18 protein-coding genes, 1 other RNA gene and 1 pseudogene are annotated in these 21,174 nt (G+C 51.0%); 14 read left to right on the top strand and 6 right to left on the bottom strand.

Annotation, left to right across the window (positions count from 1 at the left end; translation table 11 throughout):
- The 4 genes from MJZ26_10035 to MJZ26_10020 all read left to right on the top strand — a co-directional run.
- Window positions 1–1,165, top strand: a 1,165-nt coding sequence (locus MJZ26_10035; GenBank protein ID MCQ2106118.1) for an iron-containing alcohol dehydrogenase, incomplete at its 5' end; no start/stop codon positions are given.
- A gap of 106 nt (window positions 1,166–1,271) precedes the next feature.
- Window positions 1,272–2,321, top strand: a complete 1,050-nt coding sequence (locus MJZ26_10030) for an SDR family oxidoreductase (GenBank protein ID MCQ2106117.1) — start codon at window positions 1,272–1,274, stop codon at window positions 2,319–2,321.
- Window positions 2,322–2,656: 335 nt separating this feature from the next.
- Window positions 2,657–3,016: a transfer-messenger RNA gene (gene ssrA, locus MJZ26_10025) on the top strand.
- A gap of 102 nt (window positions 3,017–3,118) precedes the next feature.
- Window positions 3,119–3,514: a hypothetical protein gene (locus MJZ26_10020; GenBank protein ID MCQ2106116.1), complete on the top strand. Its 396-nt coding sequence runs from the start codon at window positions 3,119–3,121 to the stop codon at window positions 3,512–3,514.
- Window positions 3,515–3,773: 259 nt separating this feature from the next.
- Here MJZ26_10020 and ilvN read toward each other — a convergent pair whose 3' ends face one another.
- Entirely contained in the window at window positions 3,774–4,268 is a 495-nt protein-coding gene (ilvN, locus tag MJZ26_10015) for an acetolactate synthase small subunit (GenBank protein ID MCQ2106115.1), read from the bottom strand.
- A gap of 20 nt (window positions 4,269–4,288) precedes the next feature.
- On the bottom strand, window positions 4,289–6,007 hold the full coding sequence (gene ilvB, locus MJZ26_10010; GenBank protein ID MCQ2106114.1) for a biosynthetic-type acetolactate synthase large subunit: 1,719 nt from the start codon (window positions 6,005–6,007) through the stop codon (window positions 4,289–4,291).
- A 346-nt stretch (window positions 6,008–6,353) separates the two neighbouring features.
- Between ilvB and radC the strand changes: the two genes are divergently transcribed.
- The 8 genes from radC (at window position 6,354) to MJZ26_09970 (ending at window position 15,864) form a co-directional block, all read left to right on the top strand.
- Window positions 6,354–7,079 (top strand): DNA repair protein RadC, encoded by a 726-nt coding sequence (gene radC, locus MJZ26_10005; protein MCQ2106113.1) that lies wholly within the window; start codon window positions 6,354–6,356, stop codon window positions 7,077–7,079.
- A 197-nt stretch (window positions 7,080–7,276) separates the two neighbouring features.
- Window positions 7,277–9,916: an OmpA family protein gene (locus MJZ26_10000; protein ID MCQ2106112.1), complete on the top strand. Its 2,640-nt coding sequence runs from the start codon at window positions 7,277–7,279 to the stop codon at window positions 9,914–9,916.
- 111 nt (window positions 9,917–10,027) lie between these two features.
- On the top strand, window positions 10,028–10,285 hold the full coding sequence (locus tag MJZ26_09995; GenBank protein MCQ2106111.1) for a hypothetical protein: 258 nt from the start codon (window positions 10,028–10,030) through the stop codon (window positions 10,283–10,285).
- A gap of 184 nt (window positions 10,286–10,469) precedes the next feature.
- Window positions 10,470–11,282 (top strand): thymidylate synthase, encoded by an 813-nt coding sequence (locus MJZ26_09990; protein ID MCQ2106110.1) that lies wholly within the window; start codon window positions 10,470–10,472, stop codon window positions 11,280–11,282.
- Window positions 11,283–11,392: 110 nt separating this feature from the next.
- Window positions 11,393–11,881 carry a dihydrofolate reductase gene (locus MJZ26_09985; protein ID MCQ2106109.1) on the top strand — a complete coding sequence of 163 codons (489 nt, stop codon included), beginning with the start codon at window positions 11,393–11,395 and terminating at the stop codon, window positions 11,879–11,881.
- A 26-nt stretch (window positions 11,882–11,907) separates the two neighbouring features.
- Window positions 11,908–13,596, top strand: coding sequence for a GGDEF domain-containing protein (locus MJZ26_09980; GenBank protein ID MCQ2106108.1), 1,689 nt, complete (start codon window positions 11,908–11,910; stop codon window positions 13,594–13,596).
- A gap of 116 nt (window positions 13,597–13,712) precedes the next feature.
- On the top strand, window positions 13,713–15,044 hold the full coding sequence (locus MJZ26_09975) for an MgtC/SapB family protein (GenBank protein MCQ2106107.1): 1,332 nt from the start codon (window positions 13,713–13,715) through the stop codon (window positions 15,042–15,044).
- Window positions 15,045–15,123: 79 nt separating this feature from the next.
- On the top strand, window positions 15,124–15,864 hold the full coding sequence (locus MJZ26_09970) for a hydroxymethylpyrimidine/phosphomethylpyrimidine kinase (GenBank protein MCQ2106106.1): 741 nt from the start codon (window positions 15,124–15,126) through the stop codon (window positions 15,862–15,864).
- A 102-nt stretch (window positions 15,865–15,966) separates the two neighbouring features.
- Here the strand turns inward: MJZ26_09970 and typA are convergent, their stop codons facing one another.
- Window positions 15,967–17,799 (bottom strand): translational GTPase TypA, encoded by a 1,833-nt coding sequence (typA, locus tag MJZ26_09965; protein MCQ2106105.1) that lies wholly within the window; start codon window positions 17,797–17,799, stop codon window positions 15,967–15,969.
- A gap of 214 nt (window positions 17,800–18,013) precedes the next feature.
- Here typA and MJZ26_09960 point away from each other — a divergent pair, with 214 nt between their 5' ends.
- A complete protein-coding gene (locus tag MJZ26_09960; GenBank protein ID MCQ2106104.1) occupies window positions 18,014–18,466 on the top strand; it encodes a hypothetical protein in 453 nt (150 codons plus the stop codon).
- 107 nt (window positions 18,467–18,573) lie between these two features.
- On the opposite strand, the gene MJZ26_09955 is transcribed toward MJZ26_09960, so the two are convergent.
- The 3 genes and pseudogenes from MJZ26_09955 to MJZ26_09945 all read right to left on the bottom strand — a co-directional run bounded on the left by MJZ26_09955 (window position 18,574) and on the right by MJZ26_09945 (window position 20,369).
- Window positions 18,574–19,806 carry a lamin tail domain-containing protein gene (locus tag MJZ26_09955; GenBank protein ID MCQ2106103.1) on the bottom strand — a complete coding sequence of 411 codons (1,233 nt, stop codon included), beginning with the start codon at window positions 19,804–19,806 and terminating at the stop codon, window positions 18,574–18,576.
- Between the two features lie 95 nt (window positions 19,807–19,901).
- Window positions 19,902–20,180, bottom strand: coding sequence for a hypothetical protein (locus MJZ26_09950; GenBank protein ID MCQ2106102.1), 279 nt, complete (start codon window positions 20,178–20,180; stop codon window positions 19,902–19,904).
- A 36-nt stretch (window positions 20,181–20,216) separates the two neighbouring features.
- Window positions 20,217–20,369: pseudogene (locus MJZ26_09945) on the bottom strand (peptide chain release factor).
- On the opposite strand from MJZ26_09945, the gene MJZ26_09940 reads away from it, so the two are divergent.
- Window positions 20,298–21,137 carry a hypothetical protein gene (locus MJZ26_09940; GenBank protein ID MCQ2106101.1) on the top strand — a complete coding sequence of 280 codons (840 nt, stop codon included), beginning with the start codon at window positions 20,298–20,300 and terminating at the stop codon, window positions 21,135–21,137. The pseudogene MJZ26_09945 and the gene MJZ26_09940 overlap by 72 nt on opposite strands.
- The last annotated feature ends 37 nt before the right edge of the window (window positions 21,138–21,174 follow it).

Below are 21,174 nucleotides of genomic sequence, written 5' to 3'. Positions count from 1 at the left end.
TTTCAACTTTTACAGCCCCACGGAATTCGTATTTGGTAAGGACCGCGAAAATGAATGCGGTGCTTTGGTCAAGAAGTATGGTGGTACCAAGGTTCTTGTTCATTTCGGTGGTGGTTCCGCTGTAAAGTCCGGCCTTATCGGTCGCGTGTTGGCTTCCTTGGATGCTGCTGGCGTTCCTCATGTGGAACTGGGCGGCGTTCATCCTAATCCTATTGACACTAAGGTTTACGAAGGTATTGAAATTTGCCGCAAGGAAGGCGTGGATTTCGTTCTCGCTGTAGGTGGCGGTTCCTCTATCGATAGCGCCAAGGCCATTGCCATGGGCGTTCCCTACGAAGGCGACTTCTGGGACTTCTACAGCGGCAAGGCTCCGGCTGCAGCCCTTCCGGTGGCAACCGTCTTGACTATCGCTGCCGCAGGTTCCGAAGGTTCCGGCGACTCTGTGATTACCAAGGTTGACGGCATGCTGAAGCGTGGTGCTGGTAGTGACCTAATTCGCCCCCGTTTCTCTGTGCTTAACCCGGCTCTTACTTGCACTTTGCCGGCTTACCAGACTGCCTGCGGTGTCACCGACATTATGGCACATGTATTTGAACGCTACTTCACCAACACTACTGAAGTGGAAATTACCGACCGTCTTTGCGAAGCTGTCCTCATGACCATGGTGAAGGAAGCTCCTCGTGTCATTGCTGACCCCAACAATTACGAAGCCCGCGCCAACATCATGTGGGCTGGCATGGTGGCTCACAACAACGTCTGCGGTGTAGGTCGCGGCCAGGACTGGAACAGCCACGCCATCGAACATGAACTTAGTGCCAAGTACGACTGCGCCCACGGTGCTGGTCTCGCTGTGATTATGCCTTCCTGGATGGAATACGTGGTGGACCACAATCCCATGCGCTTTGCCCAGATGGCTTCTCGCGTGTTCGGCTGCGCCATGAATTTCGAAAATCCCAAGGCAACAGCCCTCGCTGGCATCAAGGCTTTCCGCAGCTTCCTTAAGAGCATCGGCATGCCCATTAACTTTGCAGAACTGGGCGCCAAGGAAGAAGACATTCCCGAAATGGTGCAGAAGCTGAATCCGGGTGACGGTTGGGGCTTCCAGCCGTTGAAGGCCGCCGACGTCACCAAGATCTACCAGATTGCAGCAAATGCTCGCCTGTAAGGCGAGCAAGTTACAAATTATAAAGTACGAATTATAAGATTGGCAGACTCTTTACTGTGGTTGTAGGTCTAGTAATTCGTACCTCGTAATTCATAATTAGGTATTTATGCGTGCACTTTTTATTGGTGGAACAGGAACCATCAGCATGGCTATTACTCGCCTTGCTGTGGAACAGGGCTGGGAAATCTATTTGCTGAACCGTGGCAATCGCAATGCAGCGGACTTGCCGTCGAGCAGTCTCGCAGATGGTTCTGCCGCGGTCAAGCAGATTATCGCTGATGTTTACGACGAAGCTGATGTGGCATCAAAGATTGCCGACTTGAATTTCGATGTGGTCTGCGATTTTATCGCTTTCCACTACAGCGCGTTGGAACGCGACTACCGACTGTTCAAGAATAAGACCAAGCAGTTCATGTACATCAGTTCCGCCAGCGCCTACCAGAAGCCTCTCTCCGATTACCGCGTGACGGAAGCAACTCCTTTGGTTAATCCCTACTGGGAATACTCCCGCAATAAGATAGCGGGGGAGGAGTTCCTGATGCGCATGTATCGCGAAGAAGGTTTCCCCATTACTATCGTCCGTCCTAGCCACACATACGATGAACGCCGCATCCCGCTGGGCGTCCACGGCAAGAAGGGAAGCTGGCAGGTGGCCAAGCGCATGCTTGAAGGCAAACCTGTCATCATTCACGGTGACGGAACCAGCCTCTGGACCATGACCCACAACAGCGACTTTGCCAAAGGATTTGTTGGCCTTATGGGAAACATTCACGCTATCGGCGAGTCCTTCCAGATCACCAGTGACGAAACGGTTACCTGGAATCAGGTTTACCAGGCAATCGCAAATGTGCTGGGTGTAGAATTGAAGGCCGTTCATGTTGCTTCCGAATTTCTGGCTGCTGCTGGCGATCCGCTGGGCTTTGATTTTACCGGCAGCCTCATTGGAGACAAGGCAAATTCCGTGGTGTTCGACAACTCCAAGCTGAAGAAGGCGGTGCCGGGCTTCAGCGCCACCATCCGCTTCGACCAAGGTATCCGCAGGACCATTGAGAATGTGTTGGCTCATCCGGAACTTCAGGAAGAAGATCCCGAATTTGACGCCTGGTGCGACAAGGTGATCGCTGCGTTGGAACAGGCGAAGAAATTAGTCCCTTAGTTTGGCTTTCGCTACCTCTGTATTTTTTCATTCAGCTGTTATCACGGGATTGTTGTTCCCTTTGGAACTTGTTTTCAGCGCTTGTTAACGTTTTCGTTAACAAACAATGGCGATTATGATTGAAAATGGATGTATTGGTTAACGTTTTCGTTAACAAGCGACAAATAGCCTTATCCTTCTCGAAGTAGTCCGCATGGGAATGAGCGTTTTGTTTGTGGATAAAGCTGTTTGATTATAGATTTTGTCGACAGGCCTGTCTCAACCAGATCACGAGTTGGGGGAGTTGGCGTTTAAGCGAATAGTTTACTATATTTAAAGTCAATCCACTAATTAACGGGGGTGATCTGGTTTCGACAGGGTTACTGAAGTGTTAGTTGCAAGCCGGGGTCTCAGACGAGGGCACCCGTAAAAAAGTCTGAAAAAAAATAAGTGCTGAAGAAAACTACGCACTCGCAGCCTAATTAGCGGCTACGCCGGGCCTCGACTCACTCCCATTGGGTAGTACGTCCGGACGCAATATGGGATAGGTTTCTGTAATACCTGGGTGCAGGGATCGAGATTTACTAGGCTGGTCGAAGTTTGCGCCGACCTTCTTGGGCGTGAATTAGGCGAGATCTCAAATACGAAGGGAAAGCTTGTAGGAATGGACAGGGATGATATCTTGGACAGGGGTTCGACTCCCCTCACCTCCACTGAAAAAAGGCTCCGCATCGCAGCGGGGCCTTTTTTGCTTTTTGTTCAAAATCGTGTTATATTTATACTAAACGATTGGAGAAAAAATGTATTGTAGAGTCTTGATGCGTTTTGTCGGTGTAAGCGATCAGCTAGCCGCCGTCTATGACGCCATTATGGAACAGTATCCCGAAGCAGAACTCCCCAGTGAAGATTGTGGGGATTGGTATTCTGTGGACGACGTGATGATGGACGAGTACGAGTGCCGCTTCGAGGAATTGCCCGAAGGCGAGCTCTTGGCTATGGACGGAAGCATCATGATCGAAGAGGATATGCCCGAGGACTTTTTCTCCGAACTCATGGAACGTTTTGAGAAGGTCTTTGCCGCCTTCAAGTGGTCTAGCCTTGATGTAGGCATTGGCTGCGGTACCAGCGACGGCTGGGGAGAATTCAATCCTGACTATGCCGACAATGGCTCCGACGAGGCAAATGAAATCTCTGAAGCAGTGCTGGGGTTCTAGATTCCAAGCCGAAGTCCCGCTTGCACATCATTCTGAAAAATCCGCATAATTCAGAACGCACCATTATTACGTCATTCTGAACACCGTAGGCGTGAAGAATCCATAGCAGTTCCGTAACTCGTAACTCGTAATTCATAATTACTTAAGCCATAGTCGCGCTGCAATCTGTCGTATGCAAAAAAGCCCCCGGTTCATCACCGAGGGCTTTCTCGTAATTCATACTTCGTAATTCATAATTACTTAAAATCGCGTAGCGATTTTAAGTCTTGTCTTCACCGCGGAGCATGATGACCTTACCGGTGCGGATGTATTCGACGATTTCGAACTTCTGGCACAGGCTCTTCATGGCATCGATCTTATCGGAGTTGCCGGTAATCTGGATGATCATGGAGTTTTCGGTCATGTCAACGGTAACAGCCTTGAAGTGATCGCAGAGCTGCAGGATTTCGGTACGCTGTTCGGGAGCGCAACGAACCTTGATCAAGGCAAGTTCCTTTTCCACCACGTTCATGTTGGTGTGGTCCTTGGCTTGCACAACGTCAACCAGCTTTTCGAGCTGCTTGATGATCTGCATCAGGATTTCGGGATTACCGTGAGCCACGATGTTCATGCGGCTGAAGTTGGGATCAAGCGTGGGGGAAACGACCAGGGAGTCGATGTTGTAACCACGGCGGGAGAACACCAGGGAGATGCGAACGAGCACGCCCGGGCGGTTTGCAACCAACAAACTAATAGAATGTGCGTTATTAATCATTTTTCTAATCTCCTATCCTATTAGGTCGATCCCGTGGGCTTTTCGAGCTGAGCCTTGGGCTGTTCGGTGATCATGGAGGTGAGGGGTGCGCCTGCCGGAATCATGGGGAATACGTTGTCTTCCTTTTCGCATTCGCACCAGATGAGGATCGGGCCGTCCTTATATTCAAGAGCCTTTTGGATGACGCGTTCTGCATCGGCGGCACGCTTGATGCGAAGACCCGGAATGCCGTAGGCTTCTGCCAGCTTGACGAAGTCGGGGTTGCCCTGCATGTCGACGCTAGAGTAGCGCTTGTCGTAGAACAGGTCCTGCCACTGACGGACCATGCCCAGGTACTTGTTGTCCATCACGAAGATCTTGATGGGCAGCTTGTGGATGGCTGCAGTTGCCAATTCGAATTCGGTCATCTGGAAGCCACCGTCACCGCTGAAGCTGCAGACGGGCCAACCGGTAGTGTTACCGAAGGCTGCACCGATTGCAGAGGGAAGGCCGAAGCCCATGGTGCCTGCGCCGCCACTGGAGTGGAGCTGACGGGGATGGTTGGTGTGGAAGAACTGGGCAACCCACATCTGGTGCTGGCCAACGTCGGTAGTAACAATGGCTTCGCCCTTGGTGAGGTCGCTAACGGTCTGCACAATGTGCTGCATACGGAGACCGCCCTGCTTGGGGTAGGTCAGCGGGAAACGCTTCTTCCAGGTCTGGCAGGTCTTGACCCATTCGGCGGTGTCAAGCTTGGAAACGAGAGGCAGGAGCTGTTCAAGAACCAGCTTTGCATCGCCGCACATGAATACATCCGGCTGGAGGACCTTGCCTTCTTCGGCGGGGTCGATGTCGATGTGCATCTTGATAGCGTCCTTGCAGAACACTTCCAGCTTACCGGTAATGCGGTCGTCCCAGCGAGAACCGATGGAGAGAATCAGGTCGCAGTCAAGAACAGCCTTGTTGGCGTACACGGTACCGTGCATACCAAGCATACCGAGGGAAAGGTCGTGATCGGTGGGGAAGGTGCCGAGGCCAAGCAGGGTGCAGGCCACAGGAGCCTGGAGCTTTTCGGCAAGTTCCTTCACCTGGCGAGAAGCGCCGGAAATCATGGCGCCGTGACCCACGAGGAGGAGGGGCTTCTTGGACTTCTTGAGATATTCGGCGGCCTTTTCGACGCTTTCGGTAGAAGCGTAGGTCGGAATCTTGTAGCCCGGCAGATCCATCTGGTCGGTGAACGGAGCGGTGCAGACGCCTGCGGTAACATCCTTCGGGAGGTCGATAAGCACGGGGCCCGGACGGCCAGTACGTGCAATGTGGAAAGCTTCCTTCATGACGCGGGGAAGATCGTTGGGATCCTTCACCAGGTAGGAGTGCTTGACTGCAGCGAAAGTCATACCGCTGGTGTCGCATTCCTGGAAGGCGTCCTTACCCAGGTTGGGAGTGGTGGTCTGTGCGGCCAGCACAACGATGGGGCTGGAATCCATAAGGGCGGTGTAAATGCCGGTAAAGGTGTTGGTTGCGCCCGGGCCGGAGGTCACCAGAGCCACGCCTACCTTGCCAGTCTGACGGGAATAGCCGTCTGCCATGTGGGTTGCGCCCTGTTCGTGACGAGTAAGGACAACTTTAATGTTGGAGTCCAGGATGGCATCGAACATGGGGATGGCTGATCCACCAGGATAGCCGAAAATGGTGTCTACGCCTTCACGCTTGAGGCATTCGATAATCACTTCAGCGCCGTTTAAGGGTTTGTTTGCCATAGTATTTCCTATTAGGATAGTTTTTGTTAAAGTTTCTTTTTGTAAAAATATAGTCAAATTGAATAAAATGGCTAGTGGTAAACGAATTTTTTCTCTAAAAAGTACTGTGTTTTTGGTGAAAATGTGTTTGTGACCACGGAGAACTTGTAAAAATGGATAGAAATTTGCGTAAAATGTGATGAGTTGGTGATTTTTATTTTGAAAAACATGGAATTTTTGTAACAAATGAAAAAGAAAACTCCCCGTTTGACTTCCTTTATGGGGCGAAATTTGGTTGAACTTGTGGACATTTGATGACGAATCAACGTGTATTAGGATAGAAACCCTTATAAAAAAGGAATGAATTATGCCTAATGATCTGTATCCGATTCTTAAAAATTGCCACATTTCGGGAGAACTCCTGCCTCGGGAAAAAATTGAGCGGGATGGAGCATCCTCCATGAGCACCGAGGAACTGCTGGCTTTGATTCTTGGGAGCGGGACTCAGAGCTGCGATGTCTTTGAACTTTCCCGCCGTATCGCCCAGTTCCTGTCTTCAGAAACGACGGTGCCGAGCCTGGATAAGCTGAGGCAAATCCGTGGGCTAGGGAAGGTGAAGGCTTCTCAGATTCTAGCCTGTCTGGAACTTTCCGCCCGTTACATTCTGAGTGACAAGGCTATACCTGTTACTGGCCCGGAAGATATTCTATCCAGGTTGTCTTACCTCAAGTTCGAGGAGCAGGAACACTTGGTGCTTGTAACCCTGAATTCTGCCAATTACGTTATTCGAGTTCACGAACTTACCACGGGGCTTGTAAACCAGACTCCGGTACATCCTAGGGAGGCTTTCGTCAAGGCCATCGAGGATCGTGCGGTATCAGTGATTTTCGCCCACAACCACCCATCGGGATCTACGGCGCCAAGCGAGGAGGACGTCGCCATTACTCGAGTTCTTTGCGCTGCAGGAAAGGTGCTGCAGATTCCTGTGCTGGACCATGTTATTATTGGCAAGCGGGGCTTTACCAGTATTTGCCGGAGTTATCCCCGCATTTTTGAACCTGCGTTTTCTGGTGCTGGTTTTGATGGCTTGTGATGTGATTTTCTCAACACCGAGCTGTGTGTAAAAAAAACAAAACAAAGACCTTTTGCACCCCTTTTGAGGGGCCAAAAGTGTGTGCTACATCTCATTTTTGACATACACAATTCCAAGAGTACCATATGAAAAGTTATATTTTACACGTTAATTAGGGGTACTGTGTTTGGTCTGTACCTCACTTTTAAGGAGACGCTATGAAAAAAGTAGCTATGGGTCTTGCCCTCGCTTTGGCAGCATCTGCCTTTGCATCGCATCCCCAGACAATAAATAAGGAAGGTTTTGTTGGTGTCAACAAGACCCAGTCTGCCCAGTCTCTCGGACATTCAAAGCTGGTGTTCTCCCTTTTGGGTGATGCTACCTTCGGCAATGACATGTTCCCGAATAACGACGTAACTGGTACAGCACTTCACGAAACTTTGTACCCGGGTCAGTCCTACCAGGGCTCTAAGGATGCTCCTATTAACGACTTCCTGGCAGCAAGCGCAAACGTCGGTTTTGCCATCGGTATCTGGCACTACTTCGACGTGGGTGTTACCATTCCCGTCTACTACGATCAGATGAACGCCGAAGACGTTAATGGCCAGGGTGCCATTTCCGGCGTCAAGACCGGCTACATCGGCAACCTCAAGGGTGACTTGAAGATTCGCTTCCCGCTGCCTGAAGACCAGCCCGTGGACATCGCCATCTTCGGTGGTGTTTCTGCCGGTACTGCAAATGCTACCAAGCAGGGCCTCTGGGTCCGCGAACCGGAATACATCAATAAGAATACCGGTGTCGCCATGCCTTACGGTACCAAGAATACTTCCCTCAAGGGTGGTATCGCTCTTACCGCAGACCTGGACAAGATGGACGTGTTCCCGTTCTTGCTGCATGTTAACGGCGGTTACCGCTATGTCATGAACGGCGACTATATGTCTGTGCCGTACATGAGCGCTGCTGCAGAAGTCTATTTCATGGACTTCCTCTCCCTGTTTGTTGAATACTACTGGGATATGCAGACCGACAACTACCAGTACTTCTATCCTGTTTTCACCAACGAAGGTGTCGTTTGGGGCCAGGCCGACAACAAGCTTGACATGAAGCAGTTGACCGGTGCCTTGGTGTTCCATCTGCCTGTTGGTCTCGACATCCATGTGGGTGCTTCCTACTACCTGGGTGGTGGCGAAAACTTCGTCCCGAACGTTCAGGTTCTGGAAAATGCTGACCGCTATGCCGGTTCTGCAGTCGACCAGATTGTTGTAGAAAAGACCCGTGTCAACCCGGAATACACCGTATACGGCGGTATTACCTGGAGCGGCTTCCTGCTGGCTCAGGACCGTGACGGCGACGGCGTGACCGACGACGAAGATAACTGCCCCGATGATTTTGGTCATCGTCTGAACAAGGGTTGCCCGCTGGGTAATCCCGATGCTGACGAAGACGGCGTTTGCGACTCCTGGGTTGCAGAAAAGGGTTTCCAGTCTGAATTTGCCGATGTTTGCGAAGGCATCGACCAGTGCCCCAACGAAGCTGGCGAAGGCGAAGATGGCTGCCCGCTTGACGAACCGGACCCGGATGGTGACGGCGTTTGCGATCCTTGGGTAAGCCAGAAGAAGATGCTCAAGAAGTTCAAGGATGTCTGCGACGGCATTGATGAATGCCCGGCTCAGGCTGGTTCCAAGGCCTTCAATGGTTGCCCGACCAAGCAGCCGGACCCGGATGGTGACGGTATGTGCTCTCCGTGGGTAACTGACGAAGGTGTCATGAACGAATTTGCTGATGTATGTAAGGGCTACGATATGTGTCCGGGTGAAGCTGGTGCTGCCGCTAATAAGGGCTGCCCGTGGGATGATCCGGACTCCGATAACGACGGCCTTTGCGATGAATGGGTGACCCAGAAGAAGATGGGCTTCTACTTCGAAAAGGCTGCTGAAGACGAAGCAATGGCTAAGGAATGGCACATTGAAAAGTCTTGTAAGGGTATCGATAAGTGCCCGACCGAATTCGGTCCTGCAACTAACGAAGGCTGCCCGCTTGGCAACCCGGATACCGACCAGGATGGCTTCTGCGATCCGTGGGTAACCGAAAAGAATATGCTTGATCAGTACGAAGGCATCTGCCAGGGCGTTGACAAGTGCCCGACCGAAGCTGGTGAAGCCTTCGCTCAGGGTTGTCCGATGGAAAATCCGGACCCGGATGGCGACTCCCTCTGCTCTCCGTGGGTAACCAAGCAGAAGATGCTTGAACAGTTCGCTTCTGTCTGCCGTGGCTACGACCGTTGCGAAGACGAAGCTGGTCCTGAATGGAACAAGGGCTGCCCGATGGAAGATGATCCGGACTCCGATAAGGACGGCATCTGCTCTCAGTGGGTATCCGACAAGAAGCTCCAGAAGGAATTCGAAGGCGTATGTACCGGTATCGACCGCTGCCCGGATGTGGCTGGCGACGACGGCTTCGGCTGCCCGAAGAAGGCTGTTGAAAAGCTCGACGGTGTGACCTTCAAGTCCGGTAAGGCAACCTTGGAATCCAACGCTAAGATGGTTCTTAAGGGTGTTGCAAAGAAGCTGAATACTGAAGAGTATAAGGAATACAAGATCGTTATTCAGGGCCATACCGACAATGTTGGTAAGGAAAAGACTAACGAAAAGCTTTCTAAGCAGCGTGCAGAATCTGTGGTGAAGGAACTTGCCAAGAATGGCGTCGACAAGAAGCGTATCAAGGCTATCGGTCTTGGTTCTAGCTGCCCGGTGGAAGACAACTCCACTGAAGAAGGCCGCGAAATGAACCGTCGTATCGAAATGCACTACGCAACTCCTGAAGACGATGGCATGGGCTGTCATAACACTAGCTTCTAAGCCTTAAACCCTTAGGTGTTTCAAAAGCCTCGGACGAAAGTCCGGGGCTTTTTTGATGTCATTTTGAACTTGATTCAAAATAGGCGTTGTTGATTTTGTATCTTTCTTTATATGACTAAGCTCGATGAAATCTTGACAGCTATTGGCGCCTCCAACCATGACCTGGTGGAGATGCTTCCCGAAAACTTAAACCACAAGATGGTGCAGAAGGCCCGCCTGGGCAAGAAGCCTGTGCCTCGCCACACTCAGGATTTGCTGACAGAAGCTCTTAACCGACTTCTTGTAGAAAAGGAAGTGGAAGGAGCCAAGTCCTACAAGCGTATAGAACTGTTTGCAAGTGAACTTAATTCTGTAGACAGTGAGCGGTAGGCTGATTGTACTCTTCACTCTTCACTCTTCACGGTTCATTGCTAATTGTTCACTATGGTAAATTCGCTACGCTCATTTACTAGATGCTAGGCTCAGCAATGTCAGAGCAAGCTCTGCCGCTGCATTCGCCTTACGCATCTTTCATCCTTCATCTTTCATTTTTCATTCTTCACTCTTCACTACCATGCAACAGTATCTAGATCTTCTTCGCGACATTATGGAAAATGGTGTAGACCGTTCTGACCGTACTGGTACCGGTACCCGTTCTGTCTTCGGCCGTCAGTGCCGTTACGACCTTTCCAAGGGATTCCCTTGCCTGACCACAAAGAAACTGCATCTGCGTTCCATTATTCACGAACTGCTGTGGTTCCTGAAAGGCGATACCAACATCAAGTACTTGCACGACAACAAGGTGACCATCTGGGATGAATGGGCCGACGAAAATGGCGACCTTGGCCCGGTCTACGGTCACCAGTGGCGCAGCTGGCCTACTCCCGAGGGTGGCCACATTGACCAGATTAAGAACCTGGTGAATAGCTTGAAGAACAATCCCGATTCCCGCCGCCATCTGGTGTGTGCCTGGAACGTTGCGGAAGTAGACAAGATGGCCCTTCCTCCTTGCCACTGCCTGTTCCAGTTCTACGTGGGTGGCGTTGGCGCCTCCGGCAAGCGTAAGCTTTCTTGCCAGTTGTACCAGCGTAGCGCAGACACCTTCCTGGGTGTACCTTTCAACATTGCTTCCTATGCGCTGTTGACTTTGATGCTTGCTCAGGTTTGCGATTATGAACCGGGAGAATTCATTCACACCTTGGGCGATACCCATCTGTACTCTAACCATTTTGAACAGGTTAATGAACAGTTGAGTCGTACTCCTAGAGCACTCCCCACCATGAAGCTGAATCCGGATGTCAAGGACCTCTTTGACTTCAAGTTTGAGGACTTCGAGCTCGTAGACTACGATCCGTATCCAACTATCAAGGCCCCCATCGCTGTTTAATCAGTGGTCAGTGATGAGCTGTGAGCAATGAGTTAAGATAAGGCGCCTTTGGCGCGATTATATAAACTCAAGGCTCAAAACTCAATACTCATGGCTACTACGAGGTTTTAATGCTTATTTCCGCTATCGTTGCAGTTTCTGAAAATAACGTGATTGGCCGTGACGGTCACTTGCCGTGGCACTTGTCTGCCGATCTTAAACGATTCAAGGCCATTACCACCGGGCATTCCATTGTCCTTGGCCGCAAGAACTACGACGATATTGGTCGCCCGCTGCCGAACCGCGTGAATTATGTTCTGACCCGCAATCCAAGCTTTGAGGCCCCGGGTTGTGTTGTATGCGGTTCCCTGGATGCAGCCATTAAGACGGCGGCGGAAGCTGGCGAAACAGAATGCCTGATCATTGGTGGTGCCGCCGTATACAAGGAAGCGATGCCTCTAGTCAAGAAACTTTATCTGACCAGGGTGCTGGCTCAGGTGGAAGGCGATGTCTTATTCCCGGAGTGGGGCGACGGTTGGCGTAAGGTCAGCGAGGAGTCGTTCCCGGCCGACGAGAAGAATGACTTTGCCACAGTCTTTGAAGTTTGGGAACGAGATTAGCAAAAAAATAGTTTGGGTAAAAAAAGGTGAAAAACGTTAGCAGAAAAATATTGTTTGGGGTGGCGACAGTCCTTGCGATAGCCGTTCTGCTTGCGCTGTTCTTTGGCATCCGTGGCAACGGAATTTCTCCGGCGTCCTATCATCTTGACTCCGGCTGGAATTTGACCTTTGAGGGAAAGACTTCGTCTATTCCTTCGCTTTCAGAATACAAATTACCCCGTAAGATCGCTGTGGGCGACACACTTGTGTTTGAACAGGTTTTGGCAGATACCTTGTGTCCTCATCCGGTGCTTCGATTTAGAACCTATCATTCTGTGGTGGAAGTGGTGGCTGGCGATGAACGCGTCTATTCCTTCGGCGAGAATTACCACGGCGATGGCTTTGTGGGGAGCGGCTTCCACTACGCGTTCTTGAATAGGAATGCTCTTGGTAAAAAACTGACGGTGACGATTGTTCCTCAAGAAAAGGATGCCTTTACAGTAATGCCTGATTTTGATGTGCTTCCTGAAAATGGCGCGCTGACAGACTACAATGCAAATCACATGCTGACGATTATCGTTGGTGTGTTCCTTGTGCTCTTTGGAATTCTTGCTGTGCTGGCAACTTTGGTTCTTGCCTTTTCAGGTGTGGTCCATGTCCATTTTATGATGATCGGTCTTTTGGCCTTGCTACTGGGGCTTTGGTCTTTGTGCTACATGATGGTGCTGCAGCTTTTCTCTGTAGATTTTGCCTTCAATACCATGATTGAGTACACAACCCTGTATTTGGCTCCGATTCCTTTGTGCGCATTCCTTTTGGATATGCGACAGAACTCCATTGGAAAGAATAGAGCTTTGGGACTCAAGATTTTAATGGCTGTTGACTTTGTGTTCTTTGTGGTGGCGAGCCTGTTGCATTGGTTAAATATTGCCCATTATACAAAATGCCTTGGGGTTTTCCATTTGTATGTTTTGATTGGCTTTATTTATTTGGGAAGCCAAACCCTTGGAAAAAAGAAAAAGTTGGATTTGTCCGGGAAGCTTTTGTCATGGGGCGTTTTCATTTTTGCAGTCATTGCGCTTTTGGACTTGATTCGCTATAATGTTTTCCGCAGTTTTCTGTACAGCGTAACCTTCTTGAGCGAAACCTGGATCCCGCTGGGAATTCTTGTATTCGTGATGTTCCTGGTGGCGAGCTACTTGGTAAACCTCCATAAGATTATTACGGACAAGGCAGAAAAGGATGTGCTGGCCGCCATGGTCTATGTGGATAGCCTGACGGGACTTTTTAATCGTGCAAAGTGTCAGCAGATCTTTGACATTTTGGACAAGGTGACTACGGACTATGCCATTGTCAGTATCGACATGAATGGGTTGAAGTTTGTTAATGACCGCTATGGCCATGGCATGGGCGATGAACTGTTGAAGGCCTTTGCCGAGGTGTTCAAGGTTGCCTTTACGGGAGTGGGTACAACAATTCGTATGGGTGGAGATGAGTTCCTTGCTATTGTCCGTGCGGAGCATTTAAGTGACATTGAACCGGCATTGCAACGAATGGAATCTTTGCAAAAGGCTAGCACTGTGGAATTGCCTATTTCGCTGGAGGTTGCCTATGGTGTTGCCTTCCGTAGGGAATGTGGCAATGGCCCTGTGCAGGCAGAAAACGTCTATCATCTGGCTGATGACAGAATGTACGCCCAAAAGTCTGCAATGAAATCAAAACTGGTTCGCCGTTAGGCGACGTTCCGACTTGGAATATAGCCGGGGCGGTTTTTCAAAAAAATAAAGATAGATTGAAAAGACGGTCTTCAAAAAGACCTGTTTTTGGCGTTTTTTCGTTCGGCGGTTTTGATATGTTGGAATTTAGCGTTTTTTATCGTTTGGCTGCGGCCCTGGGCATTGGGCTGATTATCGGCCTGCAGCGTGAACATACCTATTCTGACCAGGCGGACAGGCATCCGGCTGGTGTTCGCACCTTTACCCTGGTGGGGCTTGGTGGAGCCATGTCGGCCTTCCTTTCGGACTTGATGAACGGACCTGCGCCTTTTGTGACTGGCTTTGTTGTAATCGGATTGCTGCTGATGGCAAGCCACATTGCCTTTGGATTGAGCCATCGCGAAGATACTAAGGAAGTTGCACCGCTGAAGGATGTATCGTCGCTTAAGGAAGTATCGTCGCCGGCAATCGCTGGCATTACCACCAGCGTGGCTCTTGTCATCGTGTATCTGCTGGGATCCCTGTGCTGGTACAGTAGGCTACTGGAATCCTGTGTCATTATGGTGGTGATGCTCTGGGTCCTTACCGTCAAGGACCAGCTCCATAGTTTTGCCCAGAAGCTTTCTCGCGAGGATATCCTGGCTACGGTGAAGTTCGCCGTGATTTCTGCTTTGGTGTTGCCGTTCCTGCCGAACCAGGCGTACGGCCCGCCCGGCCTGCAGGTTTTGAACCCCCATACCATCTGGCTTTTTGTGGTGTTCATCTCGGGCATTGGATTTGTTGGCTACGTCCTGATTAAACTGGTGGGGCCGGGCAAGGGCATCTGGCTTACCGGCCTGCTGGGTGGGCTTGCCAGCAGTACCGCACTGACGCTGAACTTGGCGGGTCGCAGCCGCGAGAACGTCGAGTATGCGTCTGAATTCACCATAGGGATTGTTCTTAGCTGGTCGGTGATGTATGTAAGGCTTTACCTGATTTGCATCGCCTTGAGTATGGACTTGGCAAAGCCCTTGGCCATTCCGCTGTTACTGCCGGTGGTGCCCAGCCTTGCCTACGCCTTATTCCTCAAGATTCGTGAAGGCCGCGATCACCGCCCGAAAACCGCAGACTTTTCCAATCCCTTCAAGCTGCTTCCGGCAATCAAGTTCGGTGTGGTCTTTACCTGCGTAATGTTTGTGGCCAACGCCGCCCGAGTGTACCTGGGGGAGGGTGCTCTTCTCGCCTGTAGTTTCCTCGGTGGCGCTGCCGAGATGGATGCCGTGGCCTTCTCTGTCATCGATATGTTCCTTAAGAACGGTCTTGGCTCCCGGGAGTTGGTTCTTGCCTTCTTGCTTGCAAGCCTGGCTAATACTTTGACAAAGGGCGGCCTTGTGGTGTTCCTTGGCGCAAAGTCCATGCGTAGGTCCATTGCTCCCGCGATGATTTTAATCTGCGTTACCACTGCTGCTCTGCTTGGCTTTTACATGTAGCGTAACACAAAATTGCCTACAATAAAATACATCCTATGGAAACTCTTGCCAGAGGGTGTTTTTTATGTATTTTAGAGGCATGAGTGAAATGATTTACGCTTTGACAATCGCTGGCTTTGACGGCAGTGCCGGTGCCGGTTTTATTTCGGATATCAAGACCATGGCTCACTTCGGTGTATACGGCCAGGCCGTATGTACCGCCCTTACAGAACAGAATGAAGACGAGTTCGTTTCTCCGGGGTGGGTCATCTGGGATCGTATCGAGGCCCAACTTGATACTTTGTTCAAAAAGCATACCTTCAAGTACGTAAAGATTGGCCTGGTGGAAAAGGCCAAGATCCTGAAACGTGTGGTGGAGTACATTCGAGAAAAGTCGCCCGACGCCTTCATCATCTGGGACCCCATTGCAAGTGCCAGCGCCGGTTTTCACTTTATGCGTGATGCTGCGGAGTTCTTGCCTGTCATGAAGATGATAGACCTGGTAACGCCTAACGCAGATGAATATAAGTTCCTTGGGCTAGAGGCTGCTCATCAAAGCGGTGAACTGGTCATGGGTAAGGATGTTTCTGTGCTCATGAAGGGTGGCCATACAACGGATGCAGAAGCCATCGATACCCTGTTCCACGAAGGCAATGAATACAAGTTTGCAAGTCCCCGCCTGCCGGGTTGCGGTAAGCATGGCACCGGCTGTGTCTTGAGTTCTGCTATCCTTGCGAACCTTGCCCTGGGCAAGACTCTTCCCGAAGCCTGCCAAATCGGTAAGGACTATATGAATCAGTACTTGCAAAGTGGTGAAGGTCGATTGGGATTTTTGCACTAGTGCAGTTTGATGGAACGAAAAAAGACCCGCTTTGAAAGCGGGCCTTTTTCATAACTGTTTTGAGTGGCGCACGGCTTGCGTCGCGCGGCTCTCGCCTTGTTATTAGTCTTCTTCCACCGGCTTCTTGGAGAGCTGCTTACGCTTGATCGGGTCGAGCTCGGTCTTGCGGAGGCGCAGCACTTCCGGAGTGACTTCGATGCATTCGTCTTCGTTAATGAAGGTGACGCACTCTTCCAAAGTCAGGCGGCGGTACGGAGTCAGCTGGATCATGTCGTCTGCGGACTTGGAACGCATGTTGGTAAGGTGCTTACCCTTGGTAACGTTCACGGTAATATCCACGTCGCGGTTGTGTTCACCAACGATCATGCCCGGATAAACTTCTGCACCCGGTCCGATGATGAGGTAGCCACGGTCTTCCAGGTTGGAAAGAGCGTAGCTTGCAGCTTCGCCCGGTTCCTTGGCAATGAGCACGCCGTTGATACGGGCGGGAATTTCGCCCTTGTACGGTTCGTAACCCTTGAAGATAGACTGGCTGACAGCGTAACCCTTAGAGAGGGACAGGAGCTTGGGACGGATACCGATGAGGCCGCGGGAAGGAACGTTGAATTCCAAGGTGACGCGGTCGTTTTCGTCGGTGGTCATGTTGGTCATTTCGCCCTTGCGGGTCTGGATTTCCTGGATGCAGGCGCCAGAGAATTCGCTGGGGACTTCAACCTTGAATTCTTCAACCGGTTCCAGCAACTTGCCGTTTTCGTCGTTCTGGAAAATCACCTGGGGAGAACCGATGGTGAATTCGTAAAGTTCGCGACGCATGTTTTCCACCAGGATGGTCAGGTGGAGAATACCACGGCCAGAAACCTTGAAGTTGGAAGCGCCGTCGGCCTTTTCCACCAGGAGGGCGGGGTCAGCCATGTGAGCACGTTCCAGACGTTCCTGGAGCTGGTTACCAGTCATGAACTTGCCACCGTACTTACCTGCCAAGGGGGAGGTGTTCACGGTGAACATCATGGAGATGGTGGGCGGGTCGATATGGATACGGGGGAGTTCCTGGGGGTTCTTCGGATCGGACAGGGTATCGCCGATGTCGAAGTTGTCGAAACCTGCCAAAAGAACGATGTCGCCCGGACCGGCTTCTTCAACCGGCTGCGGGGTAAGGCCGTCGTAACGGAGAACCTTCTGGAGACGGACGTTCTTGAACTTGCCGTCAACAGTGGACTGTGCTACGGTGAGACCCGGCTTAAAGAGACCGTTCTGGACGCGGCCCACAGCCAAACGACCGAGGAAGCCGGAGTATTCCAGAGAAGTAATCTGCATCAGCGGTTCTGCGTTCGGATCGCCCTTGGGAGCCGGGATGCGTTCGATGATCTTGTCCATGAGGATGGAGAAGTCGCCATCCGGATCTTCCATTTCTGCCTTGCAGATACCGCGACGGCCGGAACCGAACACCTTGTCGAAGTCCAGCTGTTCTTCAGTAGCGTCAAGTTCGCAGAACAGGTCGAAGACCTTGTCCAGAGCGCCGTGAGGATTGCAACCGTCACGGTCGATCTTGTTCACGACGACGATAGGAATGAGGCCCATCTGAAGAGCCTTCTGGGTCACGAAACGGGTCTGGGCCATAGGACCTTCGAAAGCGTCCACCACCAGAATCACACCGTCAACGGTACCGAGAACGCGTTCCACCTGGCCACCGAAGTCGGCATGCCCCGGGGTATCCACGATGTTCACGCGGTAGCCCTTGTACATCACGTTGGTGTTCTTGGAAAGGATGGTAATGCCGCGTTCGCGTTCCAGGTTGTCGGAGTCCATCACGCGTTCGTTGACTTCTTCACCTTCGTGGAAAGTTCCGCACTGCTTGAGGAGCTGGTCCACCAGGGTAGTTTTACCGTGGTCAACGTGGGCGATGATGGCTACGTTTCTGATTTTAGATTGATCCATAGGGCCTTCTTTTAATAGAGGACTGTTGTATTTTTGCGCGCAAATTTAGAAAAATACCATATATATGGCAAGTTTCCCCAATTAACAATTAACGATGAACAATTAACAATTGTGAATAATCCCGGCGTTGCCGGTTCTAAAAAAGCGCGGAGCGCCAAGTTTTTCATTATTCATTATTCATTGTTCACTGTTCATTTGTTATATTTGTGCTACTATGGCAAAAGAATTTGATAATTTTGACGATGAAGAAATGGACGAATCCGCCAAGGAATTCTTTGACGACGAATCCGAAAGTTCCACTCCGGTTGTCCGTGACTACAGTGACCGCTGCATCCTGATCTGGGAAGAAGACGACACCCGCCGTGAAATTTGTCTTGAAGTCCTTACCGACTTGCTGGTCGGAGCCAACATCAAGGCTGTAAAGACTGAGGCCGAAGCCCAGGAACAGCTTGAAAACGAAGACTGGGATACTTTTGTCGTGGACTTCTATACCGAAGGTGTTTCTGAAAGCGAATTTGTCAAGAATGCCAATAATTATCCGGGTTCTATCCTGGTGGCCATTAACATGGGCCCGTTGACCTTGGCTGAAGAACGTGATCCGGCCCGTACCGAACTTCTCCGCCGTCTGTTCGACGTAGAACGCGCAAATACCCAGATTCACGCATAATAAAATCGGGCAAGCTCTTCGTTTGAGCTAGGCTTCGATTTCCAGATACATTTGAACGACCCCGTCCGCATTTGCGAACGGGGCGTTTTGTTTTGGATGAGGTAAGTCTAGATTTCGCCTGGGGTAGGTGGGGCCAGGGTCCAGGCTGTAGAGTCGGCGCGGTTCTTCCACTGGTCTAGCTTGAGCTGGGCGGAACTGCCGTACTTACTGCTACCGAGGGCCGGTACCACATTGGTGTGCAGGCTGTCTGGTTCGCCGGCGTAGAACAGGGTGTCCAAGGTGATGCCGTCGCACTTGAATACGACGGCGCCCTTGGTTCCTGTCATGTCGGCCCAACCATCGGTATTGATGAACAGGGCTGGAGTCTTCTCGCTGATGGAACTGCCCAGCACCAGCGCCTGGTTCGGCAGGATTTCGCTTACAGTCAGAGGGAATGTCTTGAGGGTGCTGGAGCTGGTCAGCCCGATGGAGCAGTCGTCAAGAATAAGGGTATCCAGGCTGCCGTTGTAGATTTCCACGAACTCGAACTGGCTAGAGTCCTTGGAATCGGGAGCGGGGAATACTTCTGTAATCAGCAGGTCGTCAATCCTGGGCTTGCGGTAACCTGCCGGCAGGGGAAGCGACAGGCTTACGTTCTTGTTGCTGGCGGCGTTCACAGCAAGGGCTACCTGGGTTCTGAGAGAATTTAATGTAAGGTCAGGTACGGGGCTATCTTCTGTCAGCAGGAACTGATCCGTCAACTTATAGATTTCTTTGCCTAGGGCGTCATACAGGATAATTTCTACGTCATAGTTGGCGCCAAGCTTCAGCATGTCGCTCTTGAAAACGCCGCTGCTGGCAGTCTGCTCCATTGGGATGCTGTAGCTGTCCTTGTCAGACGTCAATTTCATAATGCCGGACTTGACTCCCGCATCGTTATTCAGACCAAGGGGAACCTCAATATACACGTATCCTACGATGGCGTGCATCTGGATGTTCAAGTTTACGCTGGTGCCCGCGGTCAGCTTCGTTTCCAGTTCGCCTACCTGCATCAGGGCGCCGTTGGCGTAGATCTTTGCCTTGAAATTCCAGTGGTCTCCGGGGAACAAGTCCATGTTGAACTTGCCGTTGTCGGTGGAATGGACGAAGTGCAAGGTGTCCGTTCCGTAGCAGTCCAATACAAGGCTGTCCAGGAGCGGGGTTTCTGCATAGTTTAAAGCCAGGGCCACATTGGTGGATACGCCCTCTACGGCGTTGATTTTTTCGGAAGATGTCTGGTCGCTGCAGTTCCACAGGCTTGCAGCGCACATCAAGGATACTGCCGAACCAAACAGGGTACGGTATTTCTTAGTAGGACTCATATAAAACCTCCTTGTTCTTGGGGTCCTACTTTATAAACACGGAAGTTTCCGGGAAAAGGACTTGTATTTTCGAAATAAAAAACGGAAAATTTTGTTTACAACTTGAGAGGCTTTTGCCCGTTGCTTTGTCTGTTTCCCTGGAGCTTGGTGGCACAAGCCTTGTCCTGTCTAAGGATTTTTACCAGTGCCGTGGGGGTGAGCCCAAAGGCTTCTGCCGCTTTCTTGGTGTCGCCCCCCTTGCTGCACATAATGTCGAATACGTGGGCCACAAACAGGGGGAAAAGGGCGTTGGAGGGCTGAAGGTGGCCATTGCTTCCTGGAAACTTCATTTCTAGATTTGCGGGTTCCTCTCGGACCTGTAGGGCCAGGGCCATCTGCATTCTATGCAATGCATGTATCTTATTTTCGTGTGCGCTCCTACCTTCACAGGATTTGATTTCTAAATTAAAATCTCGAAGAGTAAGAAGGACTCCCGTATTGGTCTTGTTACGGTGCTGGCCTCCTGGGCCACTTCCCTGGAAACCCTTAAGGTTACAGGCCCGAAGAAGTTCGTCGAGAGTCATTTTAAGGTAGGTATCGCGATGCATGTACTGAAAAATAAAATAGTTCTATGGATTGCTGCAGGCGCCATGGCGTTTTTGGCGGCTTGTGCAGGCTCTGCAGACAAGGCGGATTCCTCTCCCAAGCAAGAATCTGTCCTGGAAGCCACGTTGGGCGCTCCTGCCGAGGTAAAGGACATTAAGCACCAGGATCGAGAACAGGACAAGGTAACCGCCCTGGAAAAGATGTTCCAGGAGTTCCTGGTTGCTGTCCAGAACGATACTCCTGCCGAAGAAATGTACAAGCTGTTGACGGATACTTCTGAATACTGGCTGGATACTCTGGAAGCTCACGCCGTCAGCTATACCGCAGAGGATTTGGATACTTGCCAGTTCTACGAAATCTATTCCATTCTCCTCTATCGTCTTTATGAACGGGAACACCTCTGGGAGGTTTCCGAAGACAAGATGCTTTGGCTGTTCCTTTCCAAGGCCGGAATGTTCCAGCGCTTTACCAGCTTGAAGCTTGGTCCGGTGAAAGTGAAGAACGACCGCGGAAGTGTAGGCCTTGCCAAGAGTCCCGAGGTGCCCATTATGCTTTTCGAATGGGATGATAACGACTGGAAACTGAACCTGGCGGAAACGGTCCCCTTGATTACCAAGGGCATTGAGGCCACCGCTGTCAAGAAGAGCTGGAGCAACAAGAAGTTGGCTCTCTACTGGCTTGACAAGGAATACCACTTGCAGTACAGCCGCCTTGACGACTCGCTTTGCGAACCCATTGGATTCTAGACAATTAACAATGAAAAATGAAAGATGAAGGATGAAG

The sequence above is a fragment of the Fibrobacter sp. genome, from assembly GCA_024398965.1.
Lineage (GTDB): Bacteria > Fibrobacterota > Fibrobacteria > Fibrobacterales > Fibrobacteraceae > Fibrobacter.
Note: the sequence above shows the minus strand (reverse complement) of the source record. Positions and strands in the feature narration are given on the sequence as shown.

Coding starts and splice junctions, on each gene's coding strand:
- MJZ26_09975 (MCQ2106107.1), top strand. CDS start 13,713: ATGTTGGAATTTAGCGTTTTTTATCGTTTGGCTGCGGCCCTGGGCATT.
- ilvB (MCQ2106114.1), bottom strand. CDS start 6,007: ATGGCAAACAAACCCTTAAACGGCGCTGAAGTGATTATCGAATGCCTC.
- MJZ26_09955 (MCQ2106103.1), bottom strand. CDS start 19,806: ATGAGTCCTACTAAGAAATACCGTACCCTGTTTGGTTCGGCAGTATCC.
- radC (MCQ2106113.1), top strand. CDS start 6,354: ATGCCTAATGATCTGTATCCGATTCTTAAAAATTGCCACATTTCGGGA.
- typA (MCQ2106105.1), bottom strand. CDS start 17,799: ATGGATCAATCTAAAATCAGAAACGTAGCCATCATCGCCCACGTTGAC.
- MJZ26_09970 (MCQ2106106.1), top strand. CDS start 15,124: ATGAGTGAAATGATTTACGCTTTGACAATCGCTGGCTTTGACGGCAGT.
- MJZ26_10020 (MCQ2106116.1), top strand. CDS start 3,119: ATGCGTTTTGTCGGTGTAAGCGATCAGCTAGCCGCCGTCTATGACGCC.
- MJZ26_10030 (MCQ2106117.1), top strand. CDS start 1,272: ATGCGTGCACTTTTTATTGGTGGAACAGGAACCATCAGCATGGCTATT.
- MJZ26_09960 (MCQ2106104.1), top strand. CDS start 18,014: ATGGCAAAAGAATTTGATAATTTTGACGATGAAGAAATGGACGAATCC.
- ilvN (MCQ2106115.1), bottom strand. CDS start 4,268: ATGATTAATAACGCACATTCTATTAGTTTGTTGGTTGCAAACCGCCCG.
- MJZ26_09990 (MCQ2106110.1), top strand. CDS start 10,470: ATGCAACAGTATCTAGATCTTCTTCGCGACATTATGGAAAATGGTGTA.
- MJZ26_09995 (MCQ2106111.1), top strand. CDS start 10,028: ATGACTAAGCTCGATGAAATCTTGACAGCTATTGGCGCCTCCAACCAT.
- MJZ26_09985 (MCQ2106109.1), top strand. CDS start 11,393: ATGCTTATTTCCGCTATCGTTGCAGTTTCTGAAAATAACGTGATTGGC.
- MJZ26_10000 (MCQ2106112.1), top strand. CDS start 7,277: ATGAAAAAAGTAGCTATGGGTCTTGCCCTCGCTTTGGCAGCATCTGCC.
- MJZ26_09950 (MCQ2106102.1), bottom strand. CDS start 20,180: ATGGCCCTGGCCCTACAGGTCCGAGAGGAACCCGCAAATCTAGAAATG.